The organism is Micromonospora sp. BL4, from assembly GCF_003667505.1.
Classification (GTDB): domain Bacteria; phylum Actinomycetota; class Actinomycetes; order Mycobacteriales; family Micromonosporaceae; genus Micromonospora.
The window spans coordinates 41,644-60,253 of the sequence record NZ_RCVJ01000085.1 but is presented as its reverse complement, the minus strand read 5'-3'; the positions used below and the strand labels follow the sequence as shown (position 1 = coordinate 60,253).

General features: G+C 72.6%; 15 protein-coding genes and 1 tRNA gene. 10 read left to right on the top strand and 6 right to left on the bottom strand.

Features of this window, described 5'->3' with window-relative positions; all coding sequences use genetic code 11:
- Window positions 1-10 precede the first annotated feature (10 nt).
- The 3 genes from EAD89_RS07720 to EAD89_RS07710 all read left to right on the top strand — a co-directional run bounded on the left by EAD89_RS07720 (window position 11) and on the right by EAD89_RS07710 (window position 1,301).
- Entirely contained in the window at window positions 11-607 is a 597-nt protein-coding gene (locus EAD89_RS07720; protein ID WP_199723233.1) for an HNH endonuclease, read from the top strand.
- Window positions 598-671, top strand: a tRNA-Leu gene (locus EAD89_RS07715). Before EAD89_RS07720 ends, EAD89_RS07715 begins: the two co-directional genes overlap by 10 nt.
- 93 nt (window positions 672-764) lie before the next feature.
- Window positions 765-1,301, top strand: a complete 537-nt coding sequence (locus EAD89_RS07710; RefSeq protein ID WP_121675233.1) for a GNAT family N-acetyltransferase — start codon at window positions 765-767, stop codon at window positions 1,299-1,301.
- A gap of 4 nt (window positions 1,302-1,305) precedes the next feature.
- Here the strand turns inward: EAD89_RS07710 and EAD89_RS07705 are convergent, their stop codons facing one another.
- The 3 genes from EAD89_RS07705 to EAD89_RS07695 form a co-directional block, all read right to left on the bottom strand.
- Window positions 1,306-2,316, bottom strand: coding sequence for an expansin EXLX1 family cellulose-binding protein (locus tag EAD89_RS07705; RefSeq protein WP_233578302.1), 1,011 nt, complete (start codon window positions 2,314-2,316; stop codon window positions 1,306-1,308).
- Between the two features lie 111 nt (window positions 2,317-2,427).
- Window positions 2,428-3,246, bottom strand: coding sequence for an MOSC domain-containing protein (locus EAD89_RS07700; protein WP_121675232.1), 819 nt, complete (start codon window positions 3,244-3,246; stop codon window positions 2,428-2,430).
- Between the two features lie 4 nt (window positions 3,247-3,250).
- A complete protein-coding gene (locus EAD89_RS07695) occupies window positions 3,251-4,084 on the bottom strand; it encodes a class I SAM-dependent methyltransferase (RefSeq protein ID WP_121675231.1) in 834 nt (277 codons plus the stop codon).
- 138 nt (window positions 4,085-4,222) lie between these two features.
- Between EAD89_RS07695 and EAD89_RS07690 the strand changes: the two genes are divergently transcribed.
- A complete protein-coding gene (locus EAD89_RS07690; RefSeq protein WP_121652367.1) occupies window positions 4,223-5,308 on the top strand; it encodes an LCP family protein in 1,086 nt (361 codons plus the stop codon).
- A 103-nt stretch (window positions 5,309-5,411) separates the two neighbouring features.
- Here EAD89_RS07690 and EAD89_RS07685 read toward each other — a convergent pair whose 3' ends face one another.
- From EAD89_RS07685 to EAD89_RS07675, 3 genes are all read right to left on the bottom strand, one after another.
- Entirely contained in the window at window positions 5,412-6,869 is a 1,458-nt protein-coding gene (locus tag EAD89_RS07685; protein WP_233578306.1) for a sugar transferase, read from the bottom strand.
- Window positions 6,870-7,222: 353 nt separating this feature from the next.
- A complete protein-coding gene (locus tag EAD89_RS07680) occupies window positions 7,223-8,242 on the bottom strand; it encodes a glycosyltransferase (protein WP_147458774.1) in 1,020 nt (339 codons plus the stop codon).
- A gap of 439 nt (window positions 8,243-8,681) precedes the next feature.
- On the bottom strand, window positions 8,682-10,634 hold the full coding sequence (locus tag EAD89_RS07675) for a trypsin-like peptidase domain-containing protein (protein ID WP_121675228.1): 1,953 nt from the start codon (window positions 10,632-10,634) through the stop codon (window positions 8,682-8,684).
- 145 nt (window positions 10,635-10,779) lie between these two features.
- Here EAD89_RS07675 and EAD89_RS07670 point away from each other — a divergent pair, with 145 nt between their 5' ends.
- From EAD89_RS07670 to hutH, 6 genes are read left to right on the top strand one after another with little or no spacing between them, the layout of a single operon-like run.
- Window positions 10,780-11,631: a MurR/RpiR family transcriptional regulator gene (locus tag EAD89_RS07670; protein ID WP_121675227.1), complete on the top strand. Its 852-nt coding sequence runs from the start codon at window positions 10,780-10,782 to the stop codon at window positions 11,629-11,631.
- A 17-nt stretch (window positions 11,632-11,648) separates the two neighbouring features.
- On the top strand, window positions 11,649-13,304 hold the full coding sequence (gene hutU, locus EAD89_RS07665; RefSeq protein ID WP_121675226.1) for a urocanate hydratase: 1,656 nt from the start codon (window positions 11,649-11,651) through the stop codon (window positions 13,302-13,304).
- The gene (locus tag EAD89_RS07660) at window positions 13,301-14,503 is read left to right on the top strand and encodes an allantoate amidohydrolase (RefSeq protein ID WP_121675225.1); all 1,203 of its coding nucleotides are present in this window, start codon (window positions 13,301-13,303) and stop codon (window positions 14,501-14,503) included. The genes hutU and EAD89_RS07660 overlap by 4 nt, the downstream gene beginning before the upstream one ends.
- Window positions 14,500-15,855: a formimidoylglutamate deiminase gene (locus EAD89_RS07655; RefSeq protein ID WP_199733438.1), complete on the top strand. Its 1,356-nt coding sequence runs from the start codon at window positions 14,500-14,502 to the stop codon at window positions 15,853-15,855. Before EAD89_RS07660 ends, EAD89_RS07655 begins: the two co-directional genes overlap by 4 nt.
- Complete coding sequence (gene hutI / locus EAD89_RS07650; protein ID WP_121675223.1) at window positions 15,852-17,036, top strand: imidazolonepropionase; 1,185 nt, start codon at window positions 15,852-15,854, stop codon at window positions 17,034-17,036. The genes EAD89_RS07655 and hutI overlap by 4 nt, the downstream gene beginning before the upstream one ends.
- Window positions 17,033-18,571: a histidine ammonia-lyase gene (gene hutH, locus EAD89_RS07645; protein ID WP_121675222.1), complete on the top strand. Its 1,539-nt coding sequence runs from the start codon at window positions 17,033-17,035 to the stop codon at window positions 18,569-18,571. Before hutI ends, hutH begins: the two co-directional genes overlap by 4 nt.
- Window positions 18,572-18,610 lie beyond the last annotated feature (39 nt).

Here is an 18,610-nt window from a genome sequence, read left to right as displayed (position 1 = left end):
CGTTCCGTCAGTGGTTCGATACAAGTACACGCCCGAGGCGCTGGCCGCGGCGGCGGCCGCGGCTCGCAACATCACCGAGGTGATGCGGCTGCTCGGCATCCGGGTCAGCGGCGGCTCCCACGCGCACATCAGTCGTCAGCTCAAACGATTCGGCGTCGACACGTCCCACTTCACCGGCCAGGCGCACAATCGAGGCGTCCGTTGGCGGCGGACATCGCCGGAAGAGTTGCTGGTGGTGCTTCCCGAGGGCTCCCGCCGAATCCCTGGTGTTCGTCTGAGGCGCGCTCTCGCCACGATCGGTCTTCCCGAGAACTGCGAGGTCTGCGGCACCGGCTCGACATGGCAAGGAGGCAAGTTGACGCTGCACGTGGATCACATCAACGGCGACTTCCTCGACAACCGCCCACGAAACCTCCGGCTGCTGTGCCCTAACTGTCACAGCCAGACCTCCACCTACGCTGGTCAGCGACGGCCCGCCCTCGTGGAGCCCGGGGTGGTTTACGATCCTGACGCTGTCACTCCAACCGGCTTCCCGATAGGCAGACGACTGCCTCGTCGGCAAGAATGGCCGTGGACGCTGGTGGAGTACAGCATCAAGGGGCCGTAGCCCAACGGCAGGAGGCATACGGTTTAGGTCCGTACCAGTGCGGGTTCGAATCCCGTCGGCCCCACGTCATCGTCGCGGGACGAGGCACCCAGCTCGATCAAAGCGCCCCGTCGTGCATGTCACGATCACGGGCCGGCGCCCTGGTCGCGGAGTCAGGATGGCGGGCGTGACTTTGCGCTTCGTCCTCGATCCCGAGCTGACCCCGCAGCTGCGCGCCGAGATCGTCGCCCTCTGGGTGGATGTCAGCAACGCCGGCGGCGCGGTCGGCTTCGTACCCCCGGTCACCGCGGCCGACGTCCGCGCCACCGCCGATCCGACCTTCGCCGGCATCGCCGACGGGCCGGACCGGCTGCTGGTCGGATACGACGGCGACCGGCTGGTGGGTGTAGCGATTTTCTGCGACAACCGGTTCCCGCTCAAGGCGCACTGGTGCGTGCTGAAGCGGGTGATGGTCCACCCGGACACCCAGGGTGCCGGTTACGGCTCGGCGCTGATGCGCGAGGCCGCCCGGCTGGGCCGGGAGCTGGGCCACGAGGCGCTGCACGTGACGGTGCGGGACGGGCTGGGGTTGGACGCGTTCTACCGCCGGCTGGGGTACCGGGAGATCGGTCGCCTGCCGCGCGCGTTGCGGGTGGCGCCCGGTGACGACCGGGACGAGATCCTGATGTGGCTGGACCTGACGTCCACGGACTGAGCGGTCAGCTCGCGCACCAGCGGGCCGTGGCCCCGGCCGGCCGGGTGCCCGGCGGGTTGGCCACCGCGGTGACCGACGCGCTCGCCTTCGCCACCTCGGCCGGGCGGCGGGCCGGCGTCGGCGTAGCCGCGGGTCGATTGGCGGACGGCCGCGCCGACGCGGACGGACGCGAGGTGGCGGTTGCCGCGCCGCGCCCGTACATGCGGACCGTGCTGGTCTGCACCTGACCGGGCGCCATCCGGATGCCGGCGACGGTGGCCCGGTTGCCGTACACGTCGGTCACCCGGATGGTGAACGGGCCGGCGCCGGCGCCGGAGGGGATCAGCCAGTAGTTGTAGTCCTGCCGGGCGGTCGACTGCCACGGGCCGCTGTCGCGCTGCCGGACTTCGACGGCGCGCAGCGGGTTGCCGTGATTGCCGATCCGGACGGCGAACCAGAACTGCGACGCGCCCTCTTTGATCCGGAAGGTGAGCGGACCGGGGAGCGGCGGGTTGACCACCGCGCGGTAGGTGATCGGTACGAGGCCCTGGACCGGGTCGGCGATCCGGGTGAACGCCTCGCGGGACAGGTCGAGGTGCCCGGGTGCGCACTCCGGGCACTGGTCCATGATCAGGACGCGGACGCTGCCCTTCGGACCGGTCACGTCGAGGAACCCGCCGCAGGCGGCGCCGGCGGCGTACTCGGTCGGGCCGAGCGCGACGTAGAGCCGGTTGGCCGGGGCGGCCGGGTTCGAGCAGTTGCCGCCGGCGCCGTTCGAGTCGTAGAAGGTCGCCTTGCCGCTGTGCGTGGCGGTGCCGGTGGGCGGGGCGGCGAGCGCGCGGCCGGCGGCGCAGGCCGGAGTGGAGCCGGAGCGCAGCGCCAGGGTGAGCCCGAGCACCGCCGCGAGGACGGTGACGCCGCTGGCGACCAGCCAGGGGATCGGGCCGGACGAGGGCGTGGGCCGGTCGTCCGGAGCCCGGTCCAGATCGAGGTCGATGTCGATGTCGACGCCGCCGGGAGCGCTTCCGTCCGTCACGCCGCGATGCTGCCCGAACCGCCATCGACCGGACAAGCCGGCTAAGCGAAAGCTAAGACAGTGTCGACGGACGGTGATCGCGGTGCCCACTCCGGGCGAGCGCTGGGCCGGTCACGCCTCCGGGACGACCGGGGCGCCCACGGCCACGGGGCCACCGTGCACGGGCACGAGGTGCAGTCCGAAGAGGAGTTTCTGGTGGACGTTGCGGTGCCGGCCGAGCGTGCGCAGCGGCTCCTTCGTGCGTACCCCGGTCTCCTGGTCGGTCGTGGTCACCACGCAGCGGTCGCATGGCCCGGCGGCACGGAACCGCAGGTCACCGATGCGCAGCGACCGGCCGACCCAGCCGTCCTCGGCCCACGCAAGGGCCCCGTCGATGACCAGGTTGGGCCGGAACCGGGCCATCGGCACCGGTTCCTCCCCGGCCTCGGCGAGCCAGTCGTTGAGCGCGTCGAGGGAGGCGGAGTTCGTCAGCAGCAGCGGGTAGGCGTCCGCGAAGTTGACCTGGTCGCCGGTGTCGTGTTCGCGATCCGCGGCGGCGAGGTGTCGGGTCGGCCGGGCCAACCAGACCAGTCGGACCGGCCGGCTGAGCAGCGCGCCGAGCCAGGCGTCGGCCGCCGGGCCGGCGGGCAGCGCGGGCACCGGAAGCTTCCGGTTGCGGAAGGTGCGCACGTCCACCGGGTCACCGTCGGCCGGCTCGGGCACGTCGAGGTCGGGCTGACCGTCGGCGCGCAGCGTGAGACCCCCGGGGCGCACGGTGGCGCGCAGGCCGACCAGCCGGGTGGTCTCCCGCTGGGTGACGCCGACGCCGTCGGCGTCCACCACCATCCAGCGCCGGTCGCCGGCCAGGCCCCACGGCCGCACGAGGGCGTCGTCGTGGTCGAGCCGGTGGCAGCCCTTGACGGGGTACGTGTGGATCGAGGTCAGCCGCACGGGGCTACCATGCCACGCCGATGCCGTCGCCGGGGTACCAGTGGTTGGCGGGGCTCTCCCGGTAGGCGAGGAACCGCCGGCCGGTGCGCTCGGCGTGTTCGGCGAGCACATTGGTGCTGGTGACGTTGTCGGTGAGCAGGATCGCGCCGGGGGCGAGCTTCGGCTCCACCGCGTCGAACTCGCGCTTCTCGTGTGCCCGGCTGTGGTCGCTGTCGTGCAGGAAGAGGTCGACGGGGCGGTCCAGAGCGCCGATCGAGGCGATCGAGTCGCCGATCACCAGGTCGACCACCTTCGACCAGGGGGCGGTGCGGGCCAGGTAGCCGGCCTCGGGATTGATGTCCAGTGAGGTGACCCGGCCCGGGTGGCCCTCCTGCGCGTTGCGCAGCAGCGCCGCGGCCAGGACGCAGCTGCCCAGCCCTTTGTCGACGCCGGTCTCCACCACGTGTGCGGGGCGGGTGGCCCGGACCATCGCGTACCAGCCGATCCGGCGGGCGTAGCGGACCTGCCGGTCGGCCAGCCCCCGCCGGGCGGAGCCCGCCGTGGCCTGCTCGATGTGCTGTCGCAGGGGTTGGTCGGACTCGACCTCGTCGAACCAGCCGCGGACCTGCTCGACCGGGCGGTCGCAGATCACGCTGACGAACCAGGCCAGGTGGTGGCGGCTGAGTTTGGTCAGGTCGTAGGTGTAGTTGTGGTGTTCCCGCGAGGTGACCAGCCATCGGGCCGAGGTGCGCAGCACCTTGGCGTCGTGCCGGGCGACACGGGCCAGCCGTTTCGGGAAGGCGGCGACGGGCGCGAGCGGGGTGCGGGCGATGGCCCGTCGGAGCTTCGTTGCGTCCACCGGAGCTTCTTATCAGGCCGGCGGGCCTTGCGGCAGGGGTTGTTGCCATTGAGTTCGGTCGACAGTTCAACCCGTCGGCGGGCGGTGCCGGCCGGACGAGGGTACTCGGGCCGAAAGCCGAGTCAGTAGCATCGCGCCATGCCACGTCACAATGAGACCGCGCAGCCCGGCGCGTACTACTCGACCGGGACCGCCGGCCAGCCACTGCGAGTGGACGACGGCGAGCCGGTTGGCCCGCAGCCACCCCAACGACGCCGCTGGCGGCGGATTCTCCTGATCAGCCTGCTGGTGGTGACGCTGGTGGGGGGCGGAGGGGTGATCGCCGGCGGCCTTTACCTGCGTTCGGTCGAGGGTGACATCGATCGCGTGGACGCGTTCCAGGGTGTGCCGGAGGAGGGTCGCCCGCAGGCGGCGGTCGAGGGCGCGATGAACATCATGATCCTGGGCAGCGACTCTCGTGACCCGGAGAAGACCTCCGGCTCGCGGACCGACACGATCATCCTCGCCCACCTGCCGAAGGACCGGTCCAGCGCCCAGCTGATCTCGATTCCCCGGGACACCTGGGTGTCGGTGCCGCGATCCGCGGACGGCAACAACGGCGGCCGGGACGCCAAGATCAATGCCGCGTACGCCTGGGGCGGCGTGCCGCTCATGGTGCAGACCGTGGAGTCGTTCACCAAGGTACGGGTGGACCACGTGGCTCTGATCGACTTCGCCGGGTTCAAGGAAATCATCGACGCGCTGGGCGGCATCGAGGTCAACTCGGAGAAGCGGTTCACCTCGATCCACGCGCCGTTCCGCACGTTCGAGAAGGGAATGCAGCGGATGGACGGCGAGGCGGCGCTCGACTACGCACGCCAGCGCAAGCAGTTCGCGGACGGTGACTTCGCCCGGATCCGGCACCAGCAGCAGGTCATCAAGGCGATCATCGACAAGGCCTCCTCCGGTGGCCTCCTGACCAACCCCGGCAAGCTGAACTCGTTCCTCAAGGCCACCTCGAACTCGGTGTCGGTGGACAAGGAGCTGTCCCTGCTGGAGACGGCCAACCAGATGCGCGGCGTCCGCGGCAGCAACCTGACCTTCGTCACCAGCCCCACCAAGGGCACCGGCCGGATCGGTTCGGAGAGCGTCGTCCTGGCCGACACGAACCGGGTCAAGTCGTTCTACGACGCGGTGCGCCGGGACGCGGTCCCGGACATCCTCGCCGGCGCGAAGAAGCCGTAGGTCCCTCCGCCCGCCGGCGCTTTGCTGGTGGCGGGCGGCGGCACGAACACTGACGGGCGGTGGCCGGAAGGCCACCGCCCGTCGACGTCTCCGGAACTCCGGATCAGTACGCGCCCCGCCGGGCCAGCACCACGCTGACCGTCTTCCACAGGATGGCGAGGTCGTACACCAGCGACCAGTTGTCCACGTAGTGCAGGTCCAGCCGGACCGCGTCGTCCCAGGTCAGGTCGGAGCGGCCGGAGATCTGCCAGAGGCCGGTGATGCCCGGCCGCACCAGCAGCCGCCTGCGGACGTCACCGCGGTAGTCGTCGTCCTCGGTGGGCAGCGGGCGCGGGCCCACCAGTGACATCTGCCCCCGCAGCACGTTGATCAGCTGGGGCAGCTCGTCCAGCGAGAGCGCCCGCAGGTGCCGGCCGATGGGGGTGACCCGAGGGTCGTCCTTCATCTTGAACAGCAGGCCGTCGCTCTCGTTGCGATGCTGCAGGGCGGCCAGCCGCTGCTCGGCGTCGGTGTACATGGTCCGGAACTTCCAGACCTTGAAAGCGCGGCCCTCGTGACCGATCCGGGTCTGCCGGAACATCACCGGCCCCGGGTCACTGAACTTGATGGCCAGGGCGATGGCGAGCAGCACCGGGCTCAGCAGCACCAGCCCGAGCAGTGCGGTGACCCGGTCGAGCACGGTCTTGGCCAGCAGCGACAGGCCGGAGATGGTGGGCTCGTCCACATTGAGCAGGGGGAGGCCCTCGATCGGCCGGACGTGGATGCGCGGGCCGGTGACGTCGGTGACCTGGGGAACCACCACCAGGTTCAGGCCGGTGCCCTCCAACTGCCAGGCGAGCTTGCGCAGCTCGTACGACTCCAGGCTGGCGGGGCCGCAGACCGCGATGGTGTCCGCGCCGAGCTGCTGGACCAGCGGCACCAGGTCCCAGCCCACGTATACCGGCACCGGGGCGTTCACCCGCTCGCCCGGTCGGGGGTGATGTGGCAGGTGGATGGCGATCGGGTGGAGCCCGGCACCGTAGTTGCGGGTCACCACCTCGTGCAGCGCGAGCGCGTCGGAGAGCCGGCCGACCAGCAGCACCTTCTGCGACGCCCGCCCGGTGCGCCGGATCCGGCGCAGCACCACCCGAGCGGCGAAGCGAGCCACCAGGGTGTAGAGCAGCAGGCAGATGATGATGGCGGCGACCGTCGCCCGGGACAGGTCCTTCTTGAAGCCGAGGGCGAGGAACGAGACCGTGGCGGCCATCGCGAGGTTGGCCCGGGCCACCCGCTTGAGCTCCTCGGTGCCCAGCCCGAGCGCACGCTGGTCGTACGCCCCGGCGGCGACGAGCAGGAGCAACCAACCGAGGGGGACGCCGATGTTCGCCACGAGGGTGAAGGAGCTGACGTTCCCGAGCACCCGCTGATCCCAGAAGCCGGCGTCGGCCTCGGCCAGCAGGGCGACGACCGTCCGGCTGGCGGCCAGGGCCGCGAGCGCGTCGAGCAGGACCAGCCAGGCCACGTAGCGCCGTCGCCAGTTGGCCCGTGGTGCGACCGGGCGTGCGAACACGGACCGTGCCATGCCGTTGGAGGGAGGCGTGATCACCCCCAGATCCGGGTCGAACCTCGGTGTCTGCTGTGGCGTGACAGCCGTGAGGAACTGAGTGTGCGCGGACACGACCTTCCTTTCCCACATCGCCCCCGTCGGGAGATCGCGACGTGCACCCTATGCGGCAGAAAGGCGTCCTGCCTAGTGGCGGTTCGGGCGCTCCTGCTGTGATCCGATCAGTCCTTCGAGGTGTCGCGCCACGCCGACAGCTCCGGGATGTCAGAGCGTCATGAGTCGGCTTCTCGCGGTGCCGCTCGACCGGCGTGGAGCCATCGACGGCGGAGCCGATCCATGCGGTCGACGACGCCGTCCCGTGCGGGGGCGGATCACCGCCCGAGGGCCGTGACCAACCATTTGCCGATCTCACTCACCGCGCGCACCGTCACGACGGCCAGGGCGAGCCCCGGAACACGCGGACGGCTGTACATCTTGATCATCTTGCGCCAAGCGACGAGGCCGGCGATGCGCCGCCGGCTGATGCTGCCGCTGTGCCGATGGAATCGAACGATCGGCTCGTCGAGTCGCCGCAGGTGGACCCCGTTGCTGAGGGCGCGCAGGACCAGTTCGACATCCACCTTGATGGACATCTGCTCGTCGTACCCGCCGAGCTGTAGCAGCAGCTCACGGTCGATGGTCATGCCGGAGTGCTTGAAGGGCAGCCGGGGCCGGGTCAGCACGGACCGGAGCATGCGACGGGCATCCGGATAGGAGGGGAGCCTGATCACCTTCGCCGAACCGCCGACGATCTCCTCGTAGTCCGTGTAGACCCAGCGCGCACCCGTCCGGGCGATGAATTCCTGCATCCGGGCCAGACCGTCGGGGGCCAACTCGTCGTCCGAGTCGAGCACGGTGATGAACCTGCCGCGCGCGACGCGCAGGGCAGCGTTGCGCGCGGCGCTGATCCCCGTGGGCTGTTGCCGGACGAGGCGGATCCGCCGGTCGGCGAGCAGGCCCGCCTCGGCCAACCCGTCCTGAGCGGGTACGGCCGAACCGTCGTCGACCACGATGAGCTCGAAATCGTCGAAACTGCCGGCGAGCACGCTCTGGATGGACTTCACCAGGAGCTCGGGCCGGTCCCGGACGGCGATGCAGACCGAGATCGCCGGGGTCACCTGGTCCGCCACACGGGTGAGCGGGAGGGTCGAGGCGCCGACGGCCGGCATCGACGGCACCGTGGGCCCATCGATCATCGGCAGCGGAGGCCGGTCGCCGGAGGGGAGTGTGCTGCCAGCGGCGTCACGCAAGGAGGGGGGCGAGTATGCGGGGTGGTTCGTCACGGACGGACGCCGTTTCGCAGCCCGCCCGGACTGCCTTGACCGCTCAGCCGGCCAGCCCCGCCAGTCCACAAGACACGACGATCCGACACGCTCACCTTCGCCACCCCCATGAAAGCCACCATTCGCAGCGATTTTCAGCGACGCGTTCGCAGGACCGTTCCCTCGATCGACGACAATGAAGATCCATCGCGCAACAAGACGGAGTATAGCGATCGCCGCATCGGCACACCATCACCTGCCGGGCGTCGTGATGTCGAGCGGAAATCGCTTGCCCACCAAGGGATTTCGCTGGTCACCGCTCGGATCAGCCCACGTGCAGACCCTGGCAAGGGCCGGCCGGCCACGGCACACCGTCCGGTGGATTCGAGTTCACCCGAACATCTGACTTTTTGGGCGGCACGGTTTTTTCACTGCGGGAATGACCAATGAGAGTGATCGCCGAGACGGGACCATCAACGCTTATATTCCGATGTGTCCGATCCGGCGAAATTGTCCGGTCGTCGGTCGCTCAGTGGTGGCGACGACGGACGAGCATCACGACCAGGACGACAAGGGCGATGAGCAGCAGGGCCGCGGAGCCGACCAGCACGAGGACGAGGGTGTCCGACTGCGCCCGCGACGCGCTCTCCAACCGCTGACGCTCGGCGGCGTTCTGCCGGTAGGCCTGCGCGAGCAGGTTGGCGGGCGACGCGGCGGCAGCGCCCTCAAGCTGGGTGATGGCGCTCGACGAGTCGCCGCCGAAGTACGCGTCCAGGCCGCCGCGGTAGAGCTTGTCGGAGTCGCCGAGCGCGTTTCCGACCCCGGCCTCGGCCAGCAGCGCGGCGATCGTCGACGCCGGCAGCACCGCTCGGTTCGCGCGGTCCGGACTCGCCTGATCCTGGTAGATCAGGCCGGCCACCCGACCGGCGGGATCGAGGGCGATGCCCCCGTGTGACACCGTGCCGAGATCCTCGTTGATGAGGTAGAACGAGACAGGTCCGCGCTCGCTCGTACCGGTGATCGTCACCAGCTTGGACTGGGGACGGTAGGTGGCGTTGCGGAAGACGACGTCGGTGGTCGTGAAGGCGAGGATGCGCACCGAGGCGTCCGCCGCCAGGCTGGCGGACGGGTTGAGTTCCACCGCGGGCAGACCGCCCTGGGCGAGCTTGATCAGTGCGGTGTTGCCGCTGTCCTCGGGCAGGCTCCGGACGATCTCGGCCGGGATGGCCGGCGCCTCCGTCACGTTGCCCTTCGCGGTGTTGAGCTGGCCGTACACCGCGCTGGTCGGCTCGGTGGTCGGCTCCACGCCGGTGAACCGCACCTTGGCGAGGTTGGTCGCGATGTAGGTGGAGATCTGCGCGGCGGAAAGCTTCTTCTCCTGCACGAGCACCCTGGCCAGCGCGTCGACGGCGAGCCAGCGGGCGTGCCCCTCCGTCGGCTTGACGCAGGACCCGTTGGTGACGGCGTGGCCGTCCGGACTCACCACGAAGCCACTGCACCGACGGATGAAGGAGACGGGCCGCGGGTACACCAGGGCGTTCGTCCTGGTGTCGCGGACGTATCCGGTGAAGACCGCCTCGATGAAGACCAGCGACGGCGCGGCGACCGCGAGGGCGTGCTCCTCCGGGCTGTACAGGGTGGCCTGCGCCCACGGCTTCAGGGCCGGCTCGGCCGCGGCGTCACCGGAGGACGCCGTGGCGATCGCGGTCGGCGGAGTGTAGGGATCGGGCTGGTCCTTGCCGGCGATCGACCAGATGGCCACTCCACTGCCCACGGCCGCCACCAGCACCAGCGCGGCGAGCCCCGCCCAGAGCCCGGTACGGCGCGGCGGCGGCTCCGACGGCTTGATGCGCCGGGCCGAGGCGTTGAACGGGTCGTAGGGAGGCGGATCCGCCGGAGCGGCGGACACCGGCGCGGGTGACTGGGGCGCGTCGGTGGCGGGCGACGGGGTCGGTGCGGGCGGCACGGTCGGCAGCCCGCCGGCGTGCAGCGCCCACGGCGCGAACGGTGCTCCGGACGTCGGCAGCGGGGCGCCGGACACCGGCTGCGGTGGCGCGGAGACCTGTTGCGGAGGGCCGGACACCGACTGCGGCGGTCCGGAGACCTGCCGCGGCACCCCGGTGACCGGCTCCGTCGAGCCGCCGTCCTCGGGTGAGCCGCTGTTCTCCGTCGGCGCCGGGTGGTATTCCTGCCCCAGCGCGCGGAACAACTTCTCGGCGCCCTGGCCGGCCTCGGCCGGATAGGCAGCCCACGGCTCGGCGGCGAAGAAGTCGGCGTACGCGAAAGCCTGGCCGCCCGGCCTCTGCGACATGGCGTTGGCTGTCCCGGCGAAGGCTTCACGCCACCCCGGCGTGCTCGCGGCCACGGCGTCCAGCACCGCCACGGTGACGAAACGGCCCTGCTCGTCGATGGCAGCCCAGGCCTTGCCCACAGGGCAGGTGCCCAACATGTGGGTGAACCGGTACGGGCCAACCGACTGCATGCGCACTCCTCTGCTCGACCGCCGTGCGGATCCTACAGAGGGGACGCTCGCCCGGTCGCCCACCGGTCGGCCCACCGACCGGTCAGTGGAACGTGTGGCGAAGGAACGGTTGCCCTCTGAAAGTTTTCATGCATAGAGTCATGCCGTGAATGAAGGAGCTGTCGCCGCGCCCACCGAGCGGGTGCTCGACCTGTTCCACGGCGTGCGGCTCACCCCGACCCAGCGTCGGATCGCCCACTGCCTGGTGCAGCACGCCTCCGCCGTGGCGTACCTGTCCGCGGCCGAGGTGGCCGAGCTGGCCGGGGTCAGCCAGCCGTCGGTCACCCGGTTCGCCGTCGCGCTCGGCCACGACGGTTACCCGGCGCTGCGCCGCCGGCTGCGCGACCTCACCACCGCCACCCCCGGCGGCCCGGCGGACGCCGGCAACGAACTCCAGCAGGCGGTCCGCGCCGAGATGGGCAACCTGGACCGACTCGCCGGTCAGCTCGCCGACCGGGACCGGATCGCCGAGACCGGCCGGCTGCTCGCCGCCAGCCGCCCGCTACCGGTGCTCGGCCTGCGCGCCGCCGCGCCGCTGGCCGCGTACTTCGCCTACTTCGCCGCCAAGGTGCACCCGGACGTCCGGGTGCTCGACGACGGTGGCAGCCTGCTCGCCGACCGCTTGGAGCAGGCCGCCGAGGCCGGCGCCTCGGCGGTCCTGGCCTTCGTGCTGCCCCGCTATCCCCGGGAGACCCTGGACGCGCTGCGCGACGCGCGGGCCGCCGGGCTGACCGTGGTGGCGATCACCGACTCGCCGGTCAGCCCGGCCACCGAACACTCCGACGTGGTGCTCCCCGCAGCCGTCGGCGCCCAGCTCGTCTTCGACCTGCACACCGCCCCGATGACCCTGGCCATGGTGCTGTTGCAGGCGATCTGCGACGCCGCGCCGGCCGACACCCAGCGCCGCCTGGAGGCGTTCGAAGCCTCCGCGGCCCGCCGTCAGTTGTTCCTCGGTTGACCCGGAGGAGATCAGAGATGACCCAGCACGTCCGTGCCGCACGAGGCAGCCAGCTCACCGCCCGCGGGTGGCAGCAGGAGGCCGCCCTGCGGATGTTGATGAACAACCTCGACCCCGAGGTGGCCGAACGCCCCGAGGACCTGGTGGTCTACGGCGGCACCGGCAAGGCCGCGCGGGACTGGCCGTCGTACCACGCGCTGGTCCGCACGCTGACCGACCTGCGCGAGGACGAGACGATGCTGGTGCAGTCCGGCCGCCCGGTCGGTGTGCTGCGCACCCACGAGTGGGCGCCCCGGGTGCTCCTGGCCAACTCCAACCTGGTCGGCGACTGGGCGACCTGGCCGGAGTTCCGCCGCCTCGAACAGCTCGGCCTGACGATGTACGGGCAGATGACCGCCGGCTCGTGGATCTACATCGGCACCCAGGGCATCCTCCAGGGCACCTACGAGACGTTCGCGGCCGTCGCCGCCAAGCGGTTCCAGAGCACCCTCGCCGGCACGTTGACGCTGACCGCCGGCTGCGGCGGGATGGGCGGCGCGCAGCCGCTCGCCGTCACCATGAACGGCGGCGCCTGCCTGATCGTGGACGTCGACCGGACCCGCCTCGACCGCCGGGTGCACGATCGCTACCTGGACGAGGTGGCGGACTCGCTGGACGACGCGGTGCGGCGGGTGCTGGCCGCGAAGCGGGACCGGCGGGCGCTCTCCGTCGGCGTGGTCGGCAACGCCGCCGAGGTGTTCCCCGAGCTGCTCAGCCGGGGCGTCGCGATCGACATCGTGACCGACCAGACCAGCGCGCACGACCCGCTGTCGTACCTGCCGGTGGGGGTGGACCTGGCCGACGCCCGGGAGTACGCGGCGGCGAAGCCGGCCGAGTTCACCGACCGGGCCCGGGCGTCCATGGCCCGGCACGTGGAGGCGATGGTCGGCTTCCTCGACGCCGGCGCGGAGGTCTTCGACTACGGCAACTCGATCCGGGGCGAGGCGCAGCTCGCCGGCTACCAGCGGGCCTTCGACTTCCCCGGCTTCGTGCCGGCGTACATCCGGCCGCTGTTCTCCGAGGGCAAGGGCCCGTTCCGGTGGGCGGCGCTCTCCGGTGACCCGGCCGACATCGCCGCCACCGACCGGGCCATCCTGGAGTTGTTCCCCGAGAACGAGTCGCTGGCCCGGTGGATCCGGCTGGCCGGCGAGCGGGTCGCCTTCCAGGGCCTGCCGGCCCGGATCTGCTGGCTCGGTTACGGCGAACGGGACAGGGCGGGCGTGCGGTTCAACGAGATGGTCGCCTCCGGAGAACTCTCCGCGCCGGTCGTCATCGGCCGGGACCACCTGGACGCGGGCAGCGTGGCCAGCCCGTACCGGGAGACCGAGGCGATGGCCGACGGCTCCGACGCGATCGCGGACTGGCCGCTGCTCAACGCGCTGGTCAACACGGCCAGCGGCGCCTCCTGGGTGTCCATCCACCATGGCGGCGGGGTGGGCATCGGCCGGTCCATCCACGCCGGGCAGGTCTGCGTGGCCGACGGCACCGCCCTCGCCGGGCAGAAGATCGAGCGGGTGCTCACCAACGACCCGGCGATGGGCGTCATCCGGCACGTCGACGCCGGCTACGACATCGCCCGCGAGGTCGCGACCCGCACCGGCGTCCGTACCCCGATGGCAGAGGGCCCGGCGTGACCGACGACCTTGCCGCCCGGTTCCGGAAGCTGTGGGACGAGATCGCGCCGGTCGGGCGGGACGCCGGCAGCGGTGGCTACCTGCGCTACGCGTTGACCGAGCCCGAGTTCGAGCTGCGGACCTGGTTCCGGTCCCAGGCTGACCAGCGCGGCCTGCCGGTCACCGAGGACGGCAACGGCAACCTGTTCGCCCACTGGGGCGACCCGGAGGCCGGGGACGCGGTGCTGACCGGCAGCCACTTCGACTCGGTGCCGCACGGCGGGGCGTACGACGGGCCGCTCGGCATCGTCAGCGCGTTCCTCGCCGTGGACGAGCTGCGGGCCGCCGGCGTCACGCCGGGCCGACCGCTGGTGCTGGCCGCGTTCGTCGAGGAGGAGGGCGCGCGCTTCGGCGTACCGTGCCTGGGGTCGCGGCTGCTCACCGGGGCGCTGCCGGCCGACCGCGCGGCCGGGCTGCGCGACGCGGCCGGGGTGAGTTTCGCCGAGGCGCTCGGCGACCAGCCCGCGGGCGCCCGCCCGGACCTGCTGGGCCGGTTCGGCGCCTTCGTGGAGCTGCACGTCGAGCAGGGCCGCGCGCTGGTCGAGACCGACGCGCCCGTCGGGGTGGCCAGCGCGATCTGGCCGCACGGGCGGTGGCGCTTCGACGTCGTCGGCGAGGGCAACCACGCGGGTACGACCCGGATGGCCGACCGCCGCGACCCGATGCTCACCTACGCGTTCACCGTGCTGGCGGCCAACAAGGAGGCCCGGCTGCGCGGCGCGCACGCCACGGTGGGTCGGGTCGCCGTCGAGCCGAACGCCACCAACGCCATCCCGTCGAGGGTGACCGGCTGGCTGGACGCCCGCGCCGCCGACCCGGAGACCCTGACCGGGCTGGTCGACGCGGTGCGGGGCAAGCTCGCCGAGCGGGCGCGCCGCGACGGTACGGCGGTGACGGTGACCGAGGAGTCGGTGACGCCGCTGGTCGCCTTCGACGGCGGGCTGGCCGGCCGGCTGGCCACGCTGCTCGGGGCGCCGGTGCTGCCGACGGGCGCGGGGCACGACGCCGGGGTGCTGGCCGCGCACCTGCCCACCGCGATGCTCTTCGTGCGCAACCCGACCGGGGTGTCGCACTCCCCCGCCGAGGCGGCCACCGACGCGGACTGCGCCGCCGGCGTGGTGGCGCTGGCCCGGGTCCTTGAGGAGCTGACATGCCGGTGACCCGCTGGCTGGCCGAGTACGCCTGGCTGCCCGAGTACGCCGAGCCCACGCCGGACGTGCTGATCGAGGTCGAGGACGGCCGGATCACGGCGCGCACGCCACTCGTCGGGGCCGGAAGCCCGGCCGCCGGCGTCGAGGTGCTGCGGGACGCGACCCGACTGCCAGGCCTGACGCTGCCCGGCCTGGCCAATGTGCACTCGCACGCGTTCCACCGGGCGCTGCGCGGGCGTACCCACGGCGGCCGGGGCGACTTCTGGAGCTGGCGGAACCGGATGTACGCCGTCGCGGACCGCCTGGACCCGGACACGTACCTCGCCCTGGCCCGGGCGGTCTACGCCGAGATGGCGTTGGTCGGGATCACCTGCGTCGGGGAGTTCCACTACCTGCACCACCGGCCCGACGGCGGCGCCTACGACGACCCGAACGCGATGGGCGAGGCGCTGGTCGAGGCCGCCGCGCACGCCGGGATCCGGCTCACCCTGCTGGACACCTGCTACCTGACCGCCGGCGTGGACGGCCGGGCCCTGGCCGGGCCGCAGCGACGCTTCGGCGACGGCGACGCGGCCCGCTGGGCCGAACGGGCGACGGCGTTCCAGCCGACGGACGGGCACGCGCGGGTCGGCGCGGCCGTGCACTCGGTGCGGGCGGTCCCCGCCGACCAGCTCGGCGCGGTGGCCGACTGGGCGCGGGACCGGCGGGCGCCGCTGCACGTGCACCTCTCCGAGCAGCCCGCCGAGAACGACGAGTGCCGGGCGGTGCACGGGCGTACGCCCACCGCGCTGCTCGCCGAGCACGGCGTGCTCGGGCCGGACACCACGGCCGTGCACGCCACCCACCCGACCAGCGGTGACCTGGCGCTGCTCGGGGAGAGCCGGACCGGGGTGTGCCTCTGCCCGACCACCGAACGGGACCTCGCGGACGGCATCGGCCCGGCCCGGCTGATGGCCGACGCGGGGATCCGGCTGAGCCTGGGCAGCGACAGCCACGCCGTGATCGACCTCTTCGAGGAGGCCCGCGCGGTGGAGCTGGACGAGCGGCTGCGCACCCGGCGCCGCGGCCACTTCAGCCCGGCCGAGCTGCTGATCGCCGCCACCTCCGCCGGGCACGCCGCGCTGGGCTGGGCCGACGCCGGGCGGATCGCCGTCGGCGCCCGCGCCGACCTGGTCACGGTACGGCTGGACAGCGCCCGCACCGCCGGGGTGCCGCCGGTCGGCGCGTTCTTCGCGGCCGGGGCGGCGGACGTCGTACAGGTCGTGGTGGACGGCCGGGTGGTGGTGGCCAAGGGCCGGCACCTGACGGTGGACGTGCCGGCCGAACTGTCGGCCTCGATCGAGGCGGTGACTCCCTCATGAGCAGCCTGCTGGTGGACAACATCGGGGAGCTGGTCACCAACGGCGCCGGCGAGGGCCCGCTGGGCATCCGCCGGAACGCGGCCGTTCTCATCGAGGAGGGCCGGGTGGCCTGGGTCGGGCCCGCGGCCTACGCGCCCGCCGCCGACCGGCGGGTCGACGCCGGTGGGGCCGCCGTGCTGCCCGGCTTCGTGGACAGCCACGCGCACCTGGTCTTCGCCGGCGACCGGGCCGCCGAGTTCGCCGCCCGGATGGCCGGCGAGCCGTACACCGGGGGCGGCATCCGCACCACGGTCGGCGCGACCAGGGCCGCCTCCGACGACGAGCTGCGCGCCACCGTGCGCCGGCTGCGCGGGGAGGCGCTGCGGCAGGGCACCACCACCATGGAAATCAAGAGCGGGTACGGGCTGACCGTCGCCGACGAGGCCCGCTCGCTGCGGATCGCCGCCGAGGCCAGCGCCGAGACCACCTTCCTCGGCGCGCACGTGGTGCCCGCCGAGTACGCCGACCGTCCCGACGACTACGTGGGGCTGGTGTGCGGGCCGATGCTGGCCGCCGCCGCGCCGCACGCGAAGTGGATCGACGTGTTCTGCGAGCGGGGCGCGTTCGACGTCGACCACGCCCGGGCCATCCTGGCCTGCGGGCAGGCCGCCGGGCTGGGCGTGCGGGTGCACGCCAACCAGCTCGGCCCCGGCCCCGGCGTGCGGCTCGGCGTGGAGCTGGACGCGGCCAGCGTCGACCACTGCACCCACCTCAGCGACGCCGACGTGGCCGCGCTGGCCGGTACCGCCCACCCCGACGGGTCGGGGACCCGCACGGTGGCGACCCTGCTGCCCGGCGCCGAGTTCTCCACCCGCTCGCCGTACCCGGACGCCCGCCGCCTGCTCGACGCGGGTGTCACCGTCGCGCTCGCCACCGACTGCAATCCCGGCTCGTCGTACACCTCGTCGATGCCGTTCTGCGTGGCCCTCGCGGTCCGCGAGATGCGGATGACCCCGGCCGAGGCGGTCCGGGCCGCGACGCTGGGCGGCGCGCGGGCGCTGCGCCGCGACGACATCGGTGTGCTCACCCCCGGCGCCCGGGCCGACCTGGTCGTCCTGGAAGCGCCGTCGTACCTGCACCTGGCCTACCGGCCCGGTGTTCCACTGATCCGCCAGGTCCTGCTCAACGGAGTTCCGCAATGACGACCGTGACCATTCTGCCCACCGGGGTCTCCCCCGCCGACGTGCTCGCGGTGGCCCGCGGCACCGCCAAGGTCGTTCTCGACCCGGCCACCATCGACGCGATGGCGACCAGCCGGGCCATCGTGGACGGCATCGAGTCGTCCGGCCGCCCCGTCTACGGGGTGTCGACCGGGTTCGGGGCGCTCGCCAACACGTTCGTCGCCCCGGAGCGCCGGGCCGAGCTCCAGCACGCGCTGATCCGCTCGCACGCCGCCGGGGTGGGCGCGCCGATGCCGCGCGAGGTGGTCCGCGCGATGATGCTGCTACGGGTCCGCTCGCTCGCGCTCGGCCACTCCGGCGTCCGCCCGCTGGTCGCCGAGGCACTGCTCGACCTGCTCAACCACGACATCACGCCCTGGGTGCCGGAGCACGGTTCGCTGGGTGCCTCCGGCGACCTGGCGCCGCTGGCGCACTGCGCGCTGGTCCTGCTCGGTGAGGGCTGGGTGCTCGGCCCGACCGGCGAGCGTCAGGACGCGGCGGACGTGCTGACCGCCGCCGGGCTCAAGCCGATCGAGCTGGCCGCCAAGGAGGGGCTGGCGCTGATCAACGGCACCGACGGCATGCTCGGCATGCTGCTGATGGCCATCGACGACGCCGCGCACCTGTTCACCATGGCCGACGTCACCGCCGCGCTGGGCATCGAGGCGATGCTCGGCTCCGAGCGGCCCTTCCTGCCCGAGCTGCACGCCATCCGTCCGCACCCCGGACAGGCGGCCTCGGCGGCGAACATCCACCGGCTGCTCCAGGACTCCCGGGTGATGGACTCGCACCGGGACGACCTGGCGCACGCCGTGCAGGACGCGTACTCGATGCGCTGCGCGCCGCAGGTGGCCGGGGCCGCCCGGGACACGCTGGAGTTCGCGCGGACGGTGGCGGACCGGGAGCTGGTCTCGGTGGTGGACAACCCGGTGGTGCTGCCGGACGGCCGGGTCGAGTCGACCGGAAACTTCCACGGTGCTCCGCTCGGCTTCGCCGCCGACTTCCTGGCCATCGCCGCCGCCGAGGTGGGGGCGATCGCCGAGCGGCGGGTCGACCGGCTGCTGGACGTGGCCCGCAACCGGGAGCTGCCGGCGTTCCTCTCCCCCGACGCCGGGGTCAACTCCGGGCTGATGATCGCCCAGTACACGGCGGCCGGGATCGTGGCGGAGAACCGCCGGTTGGCCGCGCCCGCCTCGGTGGACTCCCTGCCCACCAGCGGGATGCAGGAGGACCACGTCTCGATGGGCTGGGCGGCGGCCAAGAAGCTGCGCACCGTGCTGGACAACCTGTCCAGCGTTCTCGCGGTCGAGCTGCTGGCCGCGGTGCGCGGCCTTCAGCTGCGCGCGCCGCTGGTGCCGTCGCCGGCCGGCCGTGCGGCGGTCGAGGCGGTACGGGCGTTCGCCGGCGAGCCGGGCCCGGACATCTTCCTCGCCCCGGCCATGGAGGCGGCCCGCCGTACGGTGTCCGACCGCGACCTGCGTACCGCAATCGAACGCGAGGTCGGTCCGCTGGCCTGACCCTTCGCGGCCCCGACGACCGACGTCGGGGCCGCTGGG

Coding starts and splice junctions, on each gene's coding strand:
- EAD89_RS07685 (WP_233578306.1), bottom strand. CDS start 6,869: ATGGCACGGTCCGTGTTCGCACGCCCGGTCGCACCACGGGCCAACTGG.
- EAD89_RS07690 (WP_121652367.1), top strand. CDS start 4,223: ATGCCACGTCACAATGAGACCGCGCAGCCCGGCGCGTACTACTCGACC.
- hutH (WP_121675222.1), top strand. CDS start 17,033: ATGACGACCGTGACCATTCTGCCCACCGGGGTCTCCCCCGCCGACGTG.
- EAD89_RS07710 (WP_121675233.1), top strand. CDS start 765: ATGGCGGGCGTGACTTTGCGCTTCGTCCTCGATCCCGAGCTGACCCCG.
- hutI (WP_121675223.1), top strand. CDS start 15,852: ATGAGCAGCCTGCTGGTGGACAACATCGGGGAGCTGGTCACCAACGGC.
- EAD89_RS07675 (WP_121675228.1), bottom strand. CDS start 10,634: ATGCAGTCGGTTGGCCCGTACCGGTTCACCCACATGTTGGGCACCTGC.
- hutU (WP_121675226.1), top strand. CDS start 11,649: ATGACCCAGCACGTCCGTGCCGCACGAGGCAGCCAGCTCACCGCCCGC.